The organism is Blastococcus sp. KM273128 (assembly GCF_021698975.1).
Lineage (GTDB): Bacteria > Actinomycetota > Actinomycetes > Mycobacteriales > Geodermatophilaceae > Blastococcus.
This window is the reverse complement of record NZ_SSXA01000101.1, coordinates 1-12282: the sequence shown is the minus strand read 5'-3', so window position 1 is coordinate 12282 and position 12282 is coordinate 1. Positions and strand designations below refer to the sequence as shown.

13 protein-coding genes are annotated in these 12282 nt (G+C 73.7%); 8 read left to right on the top strand and 5 right to left on the bottom strand.

The features are described 5' to 3' along the window. Positions 1-807: hypothetical protein (locus E9529_RS19855; protein WP_236832994.1), on the bottom strand; the 807-nt coding region annotated here is incomplete at its 3' end. Positions 808-1041: 234 nt separating this feature from the next. Between E9529_RS19855 and E9529_RS19850 the strand changes: the two genes are divergently transcribed. Beyond that, positions 1042-2823 (top strand): DEDD exonuclease domain-containing protein, encoded by a 1782-nt coding sequence (locus tag E9529_RS19850; RefSeq protein ID WP_236832993.1) that lies wholly within the window; start codon positions 1042-1044, stop codon positions 2821-2823. Beyond that, positions 2820-3107, top strand: a complete 288-nt coding sequence (locus tag E9529_RS19845; protein ID WP_236832992.1) for an Lrp/AsnC family transcriptional regulator — start codon at positions 2820-2822, stop codon at positions 3105-3107. The genes E9529_RS19850 and E9529_RS19845 overlap by 4 nt, the downstream gene beginning before the upstream one ends. A gap of 52 nt (positions 3108-3159) precedes the next feature. On the opposite strand, the gene trpD is transcribed toward E9529_RS19845, so the two are convergent. Together trpD and E9529_RS19835 are read right to left on the bottom strand one after the other, a co-directional pair. Next, positions 3160-4221: an anthranilate phosphoribosyltransferase gene (gene trpD, locus E9529_RS19840; RefSeq protein WP_236832991.1), complete on the bottom strand. Its 1062-nt coding sequence runs from the start codon at positions 4219-4221 to the stop codon at positions 3160-3162. Further along, the gene (locus E9529_RS19835) at positions 4218-4646 is read right to left on the bottom strand and encodes a hypothetical protein (protein WP_236832990.1); all 429 of its coding nucleotides are present in this window, start codon (positions 4644-4646) and stop codon (positions 4218-4220) included. The genes trpD and E9529_RS19835 overlap by 4 nt, the downstream gene beginning before the upstream one ends. A gap of 123 nt (positions 4647-4769) precedes the next feature. Here E9529_RS19835 and E9529_RS19830 point away from each other — a divergent pair, with 123 nt between their 5' ends. From E9529_RS19830 to E9529_RS19810, 4 genes are all read left to right on the top strand, one after another. Beyond that, a complete protein-coding gene (locus E9529_RS19830; protein WP_255709595.1) occupies positions 4770-5390 on the top strand; it encodes a heme-copper oxidase subunit III in 621 nt (206 codons plus the stop codon). A gap of 7 nt (positions 5391-5397) precedes the next feature. Further along, positions 5398-6225, top strand: coding sequence for a cytochrome c (locus E9529_RS22465; RefSeq protein WP_308195308.1), 828 nt, complete (start codon positions 5398-5400; stop codon positions 6223-6225). Positions 6226-6298: 73 nt separating this feature from the next. Continuing rightward, positions 6299-7411: a ubiquinol-cytochrome c reductase iron-sulfur subunit gene (locus tag E9529_RS19815; RefSeq protein WP_236832989.1), complete on the top strand. Its 1113-nt coding sequence runs from the start codon at positions 6299-6301 to the stop codon at positions 7409-7411. Beyond that, positions 7411-9096 (top strand): cytochrome bc complex cytochrome b subunit, encoded by a 1686-nt coding sequence (locus E9529_RS19810; protein WP_236832988.1) that lies wholly within the window; start codon positions 7411-7413, stop codon positions 9094-9096. Before E9529_RS19815 ends, E9529_RS19810 begins: the two co-directional genes overlap by 1 nt. Positions 9097-9892: 796 nt before the next feature. Here the strand turns inward: E9529_RS19810 and E9529_RS19805 are convergent. Then, on the bottom strand, positions 9893-10297 hold the full coding sequence (locus E9529_RS19805; RefSeq protein WP_236832987.1) for a cytochrome c oxidase subunit 4: 405 nt from the start codon (positions 10295-10297) through the stop codon (positions 9893-9895). A 51-nt stretch (positions 10298-10348) separates the two neighbouring features. Continuing rightward, complete coding sequence (gene coxB, locus E9529_RS19800) at positions 10349-11248, bottom strand: cytochrome c oxidase subunit II (RefSeq protein WP_236832986.1); 900 nt, start codon at positions 11246-11248, stop codon at positions 10349-10351. 292 nt (positions 11249-11540) lie between these two features. Here coxB and E9529_RS19795 point away from each other — a divergent pair, with 292 nt between their 5' ends. Beyond that, positions 11541-11906 carry a metalloprotease gene (locus E9529_RS19795; RefSeq protein ID WP_236832985.1) on the top strand — a complete coding sequence of 122 codons (366 nt, stop codon included), beginning with the start codon at positions 11541-11543 and terminating at the stop codon, positions 11904-11906. Then, on the top strand, positions 11896-12252 hold the full coding sequence (locus E9529_RS19790) for a DUF3817 domain-containing protein (RefSeq protein WP_236832984.1): 357 nt from the start codon (positions 11896-11898) through the stop codon (positions 12250-12252). Before E9529_RS19795 ends, E9529_RS19790 begins: the two co-directional genes overlap by 11 nt. Positions 12253-12282 lie beyond the last annotated feature (30 nt).

Genomic DNA, 12282 nt, shown 5'->3' with positions numbered 1-12282 from the left:
CACCGGCACCAGGCCGTCCGGCAGACCGCGCTCGGGGTCGCCGAGCGCGGACGCCGGCACCTCTGCCAGGCCCGCGGCCCGCAGCTGCTCGACGTAGGCCCGCCAGCTGGCCGCCGTCTGGTCGTTGACCGACAGCTGCTCCTGCTGCAGCTGGGCGAGCTGGCCGTCGACGACGGCCAGCGCGTCGCCCAGCTCGGCGGTGACCGCCTCGGCCGCCGCCTCGAGCTCGGCCACCCGTGCGCCCACCTCGTCGGCCCGCGCCCGCGCCTGGTCGAGCGCGGCCTGGGCGCGCGCCTGCTCGTCCAGCGCGCCCCGCCGGTGGCCCTCCGCGACGCCGATCACCCGCGCGGCGTGCGCGTCGACGACGTCGAGGAAGCCCAGGCCGGAGAGCACCTCCCCCGGGTCGCCGCCGTTGAGCAGCAGGGTCAGCGGGGTGAGGGCGCCACCGTCCCGGTAGACGGCGGCCGCGTAGCCGGCCACCTCGCGCTGGTGCCCGGCCAGCACCCCCTGCGCCTCGTCGAGGACCGCCTGCGCCTCGTCGACGTCCTGCTGGGCAGCGGCGAGGGCGTCGCGGGCGGCGACGACCTCGGCCTGGCGCGCCCGGAGCTCGTCCTGCACCTCGGCGGCCCGCTGCTGCAGCCGGTCGAGCTCGCGGCTCTCCAGCACGCCAGAGGTACCGCCTGGCTGGTCGCTGGGCGCGGCCAGGGCGGGTCCGGCCGGGAGCGCCACCGCGCACGCCGCGAGGGCCGCGAGGACCGCTACCGCCGCCCGCCGCCGGGACGGGCGCGCCCAGGTGCGCGCGGGCATCGCCGACTCCCTCCAGGTGACCGGCCGGTCGCGCGGGCGGCGACGGGCGCTGGCAGTGCATGGTGTCCCGTCCGGGGGCGGAAAGCCAGGTGGTCGGGCGGCCGGGCAGCCCCGCTCCCCCCGGTCGGGCACCACCGGACCCCCCGCCCGGGGGGCCGGTCGGCCGGGTCGGGACGTGCCCGGGCCCGGCGCGCGTCCCCCGGACTGTCAGCACCCCGACCTAGCGTCCGCCGCGTGGCACCTCCCCCCGCACCACCGCGCTACCAGCAGGTCTCGATCGACGAGGTCGGGACGCCGCTGGCGCAGGTGACGTTCGTCGTCGTCGACCTGGAGACCACCGGCGGGTCGCCGAGGGACAGCGCGATCACCGAGATCGGCGCCGTGCGGGTCCGCGGCGGCCAGGTGCTCGGCGAGTTCCAGACGCTGGTGGACCCGGGCCACGAGATCCCGCCCTACATCAGCGTGCTCACCGGCATCACCTCGACGATGGTCGCCACGGCCCCGCGGATCGGCGCCGTGCTGCCCGGCTTCCTCGAGTTCGCCCGCGGCGCGGTCCTGGTCGCGCACAACGCCCCCTTCGACCTCGGCTTCCTGAAGGCGGCGTGCGCCGAGAACGGGATGGTCTGGCCGGCGGCCGCCTCCGTCGACACCGCCGTGCTCGCCCGGCGGCTGCTCAGCCGGGACGAGGTGCCCAACTGCAAGCTGGCCACCCTGGCCCCCTACTTCTCGGCGACCACCTCCCCGACGCACCGGGCCCTGGACGACGCACGGGCCACCGTCGACGTGCTGCACGGCCTCTTCGAGCGGTTGGGGCCGCTGGGGATCACCACGCTCGAGGAGCTGAGCGGGCTCACCCGGCAGGTCGACCCGGAGCGCCGGCGGAAGCGGCACCTGGCCGACGAGGTGCCGCACGGCCCCGGCGTCTACCTCTTCCGCGGCCCGCGGGACGAGCCGCTCTACGTGGGCACCTCGGGGGACCTGCGCAGCCGGGTCCGCAGCTACTTCACCTCCGGCGAGCAGCGCAGCCGGATCACCGAGATGGTCGGCCTCGCGCAGCGGGTGGAGGCGATCCCCTGCGCCCACGCGCTCGAGGCGGCGGTCCGCGAGCTGCGCCTCATCGCCCGGCACAAGCCGAGGTACAACCGCCGGTCGCGCTTCCCCGAACGGGCGCTGTGGGTCCGGCTCACCGAGGAGCCCTTCCCGCGGCTGTCGGTGGTGCGGCGGGTCCGCCCCGACGCCGGCGTCTTCCTCGGGCCGTTCCCCGACCGCCGCGCCGCGGACGCGGCGGTCGCCGCCGTCCACGAGGTGCTGCCGCTGCGGCAGTGCACCGCCCGGCTGTCCCCCCGCACGCCGGTCAGCGCCTGCGCGCTGGCCGAGATGGGGCGCTGCGGCGCGCCCTGCACCGGCGCGCAGTCGGTACCGGAGTACGCCGGGGTGGCGGCCGTCTTCGCCGCGGCTGTCGGCCACGACCCCCGTCCCCTGCTCGGGCCGCTGCTGGAGCGGGTGGACCGGCTGGCGGCCGAGGAGCGCTACGAGGACGCCGCCGTGCTGCGCGACCGGGTGGCCGTGCTGGTCCGGGCCGTCCGGCGGCGGCAACGGCTGGCGTCGCTGGCCGCCGTCCCCGAGCTGGTGCTGGCCCGCCCCGACGGCCAGGGCGGGTGGGAGCTCTCCGTCGTCCGGTACGGGCGCCTCGCCGCCGCCGGCGGTGCGCCGCGGGGCACCACCGTCCGCAGCGTGCTGCCGGGCCTCCTGGCGACGGCGGAGACGGTGCCCGACGCCGACGTCGGGCAGCCCACGTCGGTCGACGAGACCGAGCTCGTCCTGCGCTGGCTGGAGAAGCCCGGCACCCGGTTGGTGCAGGTGACCGGCACCCTGGCCTGCGCGGCGCCCGGCACCGGCGCCTACAGCGGCTTCCTCGCACGCGTGGAGGCCGGCCGCGACGCGACCGACCCCTTCGCCGACGGGCGGTCGCTGGGCACCCGCGCCCGTCCCGAGCGGATAGCATCCCCGGCGTGATCACCGCCATCGTGATGATCGACGCCGCCACCGACTCGATCGCCGAGGTCGCGCAGGCCGTCGCCGAGCTCGACGGGGTCAGCGAGGTCTACTCCGTCGCCGGTGACGCCGACCTGATCGCCATCGTCCGCGTCCGCGAGTTCGAGCAGGTCGCCGAGGTGATCGCCGGCCGGATCAACAAGGTCCCCGGGGTCGTGGACACCGACACCCACATCGCCTTCCGCGCGTACTCCCGACACGACCTGGAGGCGGCGTTCTCCATCGGGTTCGACACCGACGGCTGACGGAGGTCCCCCTCCGCACCCTCGCAAGTCGGGGCGGGCCCCCGGACCGGGCCTAGCCGCGGACCGCGCGGCTGACCTCGACCCAGCGGTCCAGCAGCGCCGCCGCGCGTCCGTCGTCCACCGCGGCCGCCGCCCGCGCGAGCCCGGCCGCCAGCCCGTCGTGCAACCGCGCGGGCCGCTCGTCGAAGGCCACCAGTGCGGCAGCCGCGTTGAGCAGCACGGCGTCGCGCACCGGCCCGCGGTCGCCGTCCACGAACCGGCGGAAAGCCTCCGCGTTGACCCGGGCGTCCCCGCCGCGCAGCGCGTCCGGCGCCGGGGTCGCGATGCCGAGCGCGCTCGGGTCGACGCGGTCGGGGGCCACCTCGCCGTCGCGCACGACCCAGACCGACGAGGTCGTGGCCGTCGTCAGCTCGTCGAGGCCGTCGTCGCCGCGGAACACCAGCGCCCGCGCCCCGCGGGCGGCGAGCACCTCGGCGAGCACCGGGGCCATGCGCGCGTCGGCGCAGCCGATCGCCGCCGCCGCCGGGCGGGCCGGGTTGGTCAGCGGGCCGAGGAAGTTGAACACCGTGCCGATGCCCATCTCCCGGCGCGGGGCGGCCGCGTGCCGCATGCCGGGGTGGAAGACCGGGGCGAAGAAGAACCCGATGCCGGCCTCCCGGACGCAGGCGGCCACGGCGTCGGCGGGCAGGTCGATGACCACCCCGAGCGCCTCGAGGACGTCGGCGGCGCCCGAGGAGGACGACGCCGCCCGGTTGCCGTGCTTGGCCACGGGTGCGCCGGCGGCGGCGGTCACCACGGCCGCCATCGTCGAGATGTTGACGGTGTGCGCGCCGTCGCCACCGGTCCCGACGATGTCGACGCAGTCCCGGTCCAGCTGCACCGGCGTCGCCTGCGCGAGCATCTCCGCAGCCAGGCCGCTCACCTCCTGCGCGGCCTCCCCCTTCGCCCGCAGCGCCACGGTGAAGGCGGCCACCTGGGCGGGGGTCGCCTCGCCGGTCATCACCTCGCGCATGGCCCAGCGGGTGTCGTCCGCGGTGAGGTCCTTCCCGGCGAGCAGGCGGTTGAGCAGCCCGGGCCACGTCGGCGCGGCCGACGGCATCCCCGGGGGCGTCACCGGCGCGCCGCGGGCCGCCCCGCGCGGGCGCGCACCAGGTCGGCGACGACGCCGGGCGCGACGAGCGGGTCGACCGGCAGGGCGAGGGTCGCCTCCGCGCGCGACCAGTGCGCCAGCCAGCGGTCGGGCTGCCGCGCCACGAGCAGGCAGACCGCCGGGCGGTCGGCCACCTCCATCTCCATCTGCCGGGCCAACGCCATCCCGCCGGTGGGCTGCGCCTCCCCGTCGAGCACGCACACGTCGACCCCGCCGGCGTCGACCGCGGCGACGACCTCGTCGCCGGTCGAGCACTCCAGCCAGGTCAGCGGCCCCACGTCGGGGGCCGGCTGCAGCCCGACCGCGGCCCGGACCGCGTCGCGGACCTCGGGGCGGTGGCTGTAGAGCAGCACGGTGGCCGGTGCGGCGGGCTTCTCGGCGGCACTCACGCCGGCGAGCCTAGTGCCCGGACGCATCCGCGCAGGCCGGACCGGCGCATCGGTATCGAGCTGATCACAAGGTCGCCACGCCGTCACCACCCGCGGTCGTGACGACGCCCTGCCGATGCCATGATGAGCCCCGTGACAACGGCCCCCGTCGCGAGCAGCACCTTCGACACCTCGCGGGTGCACTCCCTGACCCGACCGAACATGGTCAGCGTCGGCACGATCATCTGGCTCGCCAGCGAGCTGATGTTCTTCGCCGGCCTGTTCGCCATGTACTTCACCGCGCGAGCCCGGGCCACCGAGGGGTGGCCGCCGGAGCCGACCGAGCTGAACGTCCCGTACGCGCTCGTGATCACGCTGATCCTGGTCAGCTCCTCGGTCACCTGCCAGTTCGGCGTGTTCGCGGCCGAAGCGGGCAACGTCTACGGCCTCCGCCGCTGGTTCACGATCACCTTCGTCATGGGCCTGGTCTTCGTGCTCGGCCAGGGCTACGAGTACTACGAGCTGGTGCACACCGGCACGACGATCGCGTCGTCGACGTACGGCTCGGTCTTCTTCCTCACGACCGGCTTCCACGGCCTGCACGTGATCGGCGGCCTGATCGCCTTCGTCTACGTGCTGATCCGGTCGACCATGGGCCGGTTCACCCCGGCCCAGGCGACCTCCGCCATCGTCGTCTCGTACTACTGGCACTTCGTCGACGTCGTGTGGATCGCCCTGTTCGCCACGATCTACTTCATCCGATAGGGGAACGGTGTCCACCACGAACCCGCAGCCCGACGCCGGCACGCCCGTCGACCGGGCGCGCGCCCGCCGCCGCTCCAAGCACCGCCGGCGTCTCGCCAACGTCGCGGGCCTCATGGCCTCGCTCATCCTGACCGGCTCCCTGTACTCGGTGCTCGCCCCCGCCCAGGCGGCGGACGACGCCACGAGCGAGTCGGCGGCCGAGGCGGCCGGGCGCGAGCTCTACGACCGCAGCTGCATCTCCTGCCACGGCGAGAACCTCGAGGGCGTCCCCAACCGCGGGCCGTCGCTGATCGGTGTCGGGGCTGCCTCGGTCTACTTCCAGGTGCACACCGGCCGCATGCCGCTGGTCCGCCAGGAGGCCGACGCCCCCGACAAGCCGGCCGTGTTCTCCGACGAGGAGATCGACCAACTCATGGCCTACGTGCAGGCCAACGGCGGCGGGCCGACGCTCCCCTCGGGTGACCTGCGCGAGGGCGACCTGGCCCTCGGCGGTGAGCTGTTCCGGCTGAACTGCTCCTCCTGCCACAACTTCGTCGGGTCGGGCGGCGCGCTCTCCTCCGGCAAGGCCGCGCCGAGCCTCGAGGACTCGACCGACCTCGAGATCTACACCGCGATGCTGTCCGGGCCGGAGAACATGCCGGTGTTCGGGGACAACCAGCTCACGCCGGAGGAGAAGCGCTCGATCATCCTCTACGTGCAGACCATCCAGGACATGGCCGACCCGGGGGGCGCCGGCGTCGGCCGCATCGGCCCGGTCAGCGAGGGCCTGGTCATCTGGATCGTCGGCATGGGCGCCCTCCTGTTCGGCATCTTCTGGATGGGGAGCAAGGCGTGAGCACGCCCGCGAGCCCATCGACCACCACGGCTGCCGCGCGATCGCTGACCACGACCGCCGGCGAGGAGGAAGCGTGAGCACCCGCGAGACCCACCCCGGCTCCACCGGCGGGGCGGACGCCCCCGGCCCGCTGCACGGCGGACCGGACGACGACTACACCCCCGTGCAGCTCGCGGCCTTGCGGCGCGAGGAGCTCGACCGCCTCGGGGCCCGGTACGACGGCGTGGAGATCCTCCACGTCGACCCGGGCCCGGAGCCGGGTTCGCCCATGGAGAAGCGGGCGGTGCGCCAGGTCGGCTGGACCTTCGCCCTCGCCGGCGTCTTCGCGTTCCTCTTCCTGGTCGTCTACGTCGGCTCGGGCTGGTTCCTGCCCGAGTGGTCGTGGGCCGAGGAGGGCACCACCTGGAGCGCGCTGTTCACGCCGCTGCTCGGCCTGTTCATGGGCCTCTCCCTCACCCTGGTCGGCGCGGGCCTGGTGCTCTACACCAAGAAGCTGCTCCCCCACGAGACCGCGGTGCAGGACAAGCACGACGGGTCGCACTTCGACCGGGTGACCACCAGCGCCACCCTGCTGGGCGGCTACCACAACAGCGGTCTGCCCCGCCGCAAGCTCATCACCAGGTCGCTGGGCTTCATGGGCGCCGGCGTCGGCGTGATGCTGATCGCCCCGCTGGGCGGGCTGATCAACAACCCGAGCAGCGGCAACACGCTCGGCCGGACGGCGTGGGCCGAGGGCGTCCGCCTGCTCCGCGACGACGGCAGCCCGGTCCGCCCCGGCGACCAGGAGCCCGGCTCGCTGGAGACGGTCTTCCCGGCCGTCCCCGGCGGCAACCGGCAGACCGACGCCGCCACCATGCTCATCCGGCTGCGGCCCGAGCAGGTGCTGCAGGACGAGCCGCGCGAGGGCCAGGAGGACTTCTCCTACGGCGACTACGTCGCCTACTCGAAGATCTGCACGCACGCCGGTTGCCCGGTGTCGCTGTACGAGCAGGAGACCGGCCGCATCCTGTGCCCCTGCCACCAGTCGCAGTTCGCCGTCACCCAGGGCGCCAAGCCGATCTTCGGTCCCGCGACCCGCTCGCTGCCACAGCTCCCCATCACGGTCGACGACGAAGGCTTCTTCGTCGCACGCAGTGACTACATTGAGGCTGTTGGCCCGACCTACTGGAACCGGGAGCGCATCTGATGGCAGCTCGCACCGCCACGGCGCCGGGGGCCCCGACCACGAGACTCGGCAAGGCTGCGCTCGAGGTCGACGACCGCCTGATCGTCGCCGGGCCGCTCCGGCGGACCCTCAACAAGGTCTTCCCCGACCACTGGTCGTTCCTGCTCGGGGAGATCGCGCTCTACAGCTTCATGATCCTCTTGCTGTCGGGCACCTACCTGACGTTCTTCTACCAGGCCTCGATGACCGAGGTCACCTACGACGGGTCCTACGACCCGCTGCGCGGCGTCGACATGTCGATCGCCTACGCCTCCACCCTGGACCTCTCCTTCGACGTCCGCGGTGGCCTGTTCATGCGCCAGCTGCACCACTGGGCCGCGCTCATGTTCGTGGCGGCGATCGTGGTCCACCTGCTGCGCATCTTCTTCACCGGCGCCTTCCGCCGTCCGCGGGAGACCAACTGGCTCATCGGCGTCGTGATCCTGATCCTGGCGCTGCTGGAGGGCTTCTCCGGCTACTCGCTGCCGGACGACCTGCTCTCGGGCACGGGCCTGCGCATCATGTCGGCGATCATCCTCGCCATCCCGGTCGTGGGTACCTGGGTGCACTGGGCCGTCTTCGGCGGCGACTACATCGGCGAGCTGATCATCGGCCGCCTCTACATCGCCCACGTGCTGCTCATCCCGGCGATCCTGCTGGCGCTCATCGCGGTGCACCTGCTGATCCTGGTCAAGCAGAAGCACACCCAGTTCCCCGGCCCGGGCCGCACCGAGCACAACGTGGTCGGCAACCGCCTCTTCCCGACGTTCGCCGGCAAGGCGACGGGCCTGCTCTTCGTGGTGTTCGGTGCCTGCGCCGCGCTCGGCGGGCTCGTCCAGATCAACCCGGTCTGGCTGTGGGGCCCGTACAACCCGGCCCAGGTCTCGGCCGCGTCCCAGCCCGACTGGTACATCATGTGGCTGGACGGGTCGTCGCGGCTGTTCCCCGCCTGGGACCTGAACCTGCCAGGTGACTACACGATCCCCGCGCTGTTCTGGCCGACTGCGGTGCTGCCGGGGATCATCTTCACCCTGCTGCTCTTCTACCCGATGATCGAGCGGAAGCTCACCGGGGACACCGCGTCGCACCACCTGCTCCAGCGTCCCCGCGACGTCCCCGTGCGGACCGCGCTGGGCATGATGTCGATCGCCTTCTACGTCGTGCTGCTGATCTCGGGTGGCAACGACGTCGTCGCGGAGAAGTTCGACATCAGCCTCAACGCGATGACCTGGGCCGGCCGCATCGGCATGGTGCTGCTGCCCCCGATCGTCTACGTGCTCACCTACCGCATCTGCCTCGGCCTGCAGCAGCACGACCGGGAGGTCCTCGAGCACGGCATCGAGACCGGCGTCATCCGGCGGCTGCCGCACGGTGAGTTCATCGAGGTCCACCAGCCGATCGGCCCGGTGGACGAGCACGGTCACGGTCAGCTCGCCTACGGCGGTGCTCCTGTGCCCAAGAAGATGAACCAGGTCGGCGCTGCCCGGCGTGCGGTCCGCGGCTTCTTCTCCCCCGTGGAGGAGCCGACCGCGGTCGAGCTCGAGCAGCGCGCCGAGGGTCGTGGGCTCTCGGCCGGCGAGGCGGACCGGGAGCTGACGAGCTCGGGCCGGCCCGCCGAGGGTGGCCGCCCGTCCGACGGCGGTCGGCCGCAGGACCCGCGCGACTGATCGACCCCGTTTGAAGGGCCCCGGTGGAGCTTCCACCGGGGCCCTTCTGCTCGTCCGGGCCCTGCTCGTCCGGGGCACGACCTCCCCACGGGTGGGGGCCGACAGCCGCGGCCGGCCCAGCTCCCCGGTCCGGCCCTCCGGAGGGGTGCATCGCCGCCCGGCCCCACCCGGCAGCCGTGGTCGGGCGGGACGAGGCGGCGGCATCCGGGGCCGACCGTGGGCCCCGTGCCCGCCGACCCGGTCCCCAGCCTCCCGACAGGCCGCCGGGGCACCCTGGCCTCCCCCGGGGCATCCCCGGGCCCCGCTGCCCGTCCTGCAGCAGTACAGCGGCCTTCCGGGCCCCCGCGCCCTCTCCCCCGCGGCCACGGTCCGGGTCTCCGGCTCGGAAGGCGCCCGCGCACCAGCTTCCCGGCGCGACCCGGTCGTCGGCTCGCGGCGTCACCGGCTCGACCAGGCGATCGGACCACCCGTACCGCCGGCACCCCCGGGTCCCCCGGGTCGACGCCCGGACGGCCCCTCAGGGATCCAGCCGCACGCCGGCGTCACCGGAAGCACGCCTCCGTGCGCGTCGGCGCTCGTGCCACGTCCACGGGCAGCGCGACGTCCGGCGCGGCCGGCGCTCCCGCCCTGCGCCGCCCTGGGCCCGGGCCGCTACCGGGACGACGGGACCGGGACGACGGGACGGGGACGAGCCCGCGGCTGTGCGCCGGCGACGGCACCCGGGACGAGGAGAGGCCTCCCCCGCCCGCGGGCGGAGGAGGCCTCTCGTGGATACGGAGCCGTGGTGCGGAGCGGCTCAGCTCTGCTGCGCGTTCTGCCCCACGTAGTACTCGAAGAGCAGCCCGCCGACGGCGACCAGCACGGCGACCGCGGCCATGGCGATGAGCCAGTAGTACCAGAAGGCGACACCGAGGCCCATGAGACCGACGGCCAGCGCCAGGGTGAACGGCCAGTAGCTGGCCGGGCTGAAGAAGCCCAGCTCGCCGGCGCCGTCGGCGATCTCGGCGTCCTTGCGGTCCTCGGGACGGAGGTCGATCCGGCGCGAGACGAACCAGAAGAAGCCGCCGATCAGGATGGTGAGACCACCCGACAGCGCCAGCGCCGTGGTGCCGATCGGCTCCCGGGACCAGACGCCGTACACGATCGCGCAGACGAAGCAGAACACCGCGATGAGATTGAAGATCAGTGCCTCGACCTTCACGGCCGTGCCTCCTCGATCATGTGGGGGAACCGGTTACCGGGAGCGGGGACGTCAGCCACCGATGTCCTGGAGGTCCTCGGTCTTCTCCAGGACCAGGTCCAGCGGCGTCGTGGTGCTGGCCACGCCCGGCTGCCCGATCTCCTCGAGCGCCTCGAAGGTGCCCAGACCGGACTCACGGGCGGCCAGGTAGGCGTCGTAGTCCTCCGGCGAGACCGCGCGGACCTCGAAGTTCATGTAGGCGTGGTACGTGCCGCACAGCTCGGCGCAGCGGCCGACGTAGGCACCCTCCTCGCGGACGGTCACCTCGAAGACGTTGTCCCGGCCGTTCTCGTTGCCCGGGATGACGTCGAGCTTGAAGAGGAACTCCGGCACCCAGAACGAGTGGATGACGTCCGCGGAGGCCAGGTTGAACTGGACGTCGCGATCGGTCGGCATGACGAGGATCGGGATCTCGGTGCTCGTGCCCACCGTGTCGACCGGCTCCCCGTCGGGGCCCGCGGTGTCGGTGTAGACGAACTGCCAGTTCCACTTGAAGGCGTTGACGGCGATGACCTCGTCGGGGTCGTCGCTGATCTGCCGCACCTCGTTCTGGGTGTTGACCGTGAAGAAGAACAGGCCGGCGATGATGATGAACGGCAGGATCGTGTAGACGATCTCCAGCGGCAGGTTGTACGCCGTCTGCCGGGGCAGCTCGTCGCTCTTCTTCCGGTGGCGGATCACCGTCCAGGCGATGAGCGCCCAGACCGCCACACCGATGATCAGCGCCGCGTAGGTGGAGCCGATCCACAGCTCCCGCATCGCCTCGGACTCGTCGGTGACGCCCTCAGGCCATCCCCACCGGACGAAGTTCTCCTCCCACCAGCCGGCCTCGCCGAGCTCGCATCCGGTGAGGGTGAGTCCCCCCAGGAGACCGAGCGCGGCCAGCCGCGCGAGCCTGCTGCCTCGAGCCACTGCTCGCTGCCTCCTCGTCCTCCGCCCGGCCTCCGGGCGGTCGTTGCATCGGATCTCCACCGGTTCGCGGCAGAGCGCATCCACCGCCGGACCCAGTGTGGGGCGAGACTAGCCGACCCGCCTCAGGGGCCGACCACCGGAGACGTCCGGGCGGGTCGGAGCGGGAGGCGTCTCCCGGCGCGGACCGGGTCGCCCGGCGCGGCCGGCACCGCGCCGTGACCTGCCCCACCGCCGGACGCGCACGCCCGCCGTGCCGGCCGCCGGGGCGCACCGGGCGGTTAGAGTCGGTGCCGTGTTCTCCCGGCTGCTGACCCCGAGGTGGGTGCTGCTGCACCTGCTCGTCGTGGCCCTGTTCGTCGCCACCATCTTCCTCGGCCTCTGGCAGCTGTCGAAGGCCGAGGCGGGCGGCGGCGCGGTGAACTGGAGCTACGCCCTGCAGTGGCCGCTCTACGGCGTCATGGGGCTGTGGTTCTACGGCCGGATGGTGCGGGACGAGCTGAACCGCTCCCCCGACGAGGACCAGCCGGGCAACGCGGTGGTGCTCTACCAGCGCCCGCGCATCGACACGACCGGCGACCCCGAGCTCGCCGCCTACAACGCCTACCTCGCCGAGCTCAACGAGCGGGCCCTGGGACAACGGAGCACCGATGGCCGCTGAACGGACCGCCACCCCCACCGGCCGGGGCGACGACCGCGGCGTCGGCGCCGCCCTGCAGCGGTACCGCGCCATGGCCAACGTGGTCGGCGTCCTGCTGATCCTGCTGATCTTCGTCGCGGTGCCGCTCAACCACCTCGCCGACGTCCCGGGGCCGTCGACGGTGCTCGGCACCGCCCACGGCTGGCTGTACGCGCTGTTCTTCATCGCGACGGTCGACCTCGCCCTGCGTGCGCGCTGGACGCCCAAGGGCACGGTGCTCACCCTGCTGGCCGGGACCGTGCCCGTGCTCTCCTTCTACGCCGAGCGCCGGGCGACCGCGAGGACCCGCGCCGGCGAGCGCGTCTGACCTCCCCGGCCACCCCCGACCCCCGGAGAT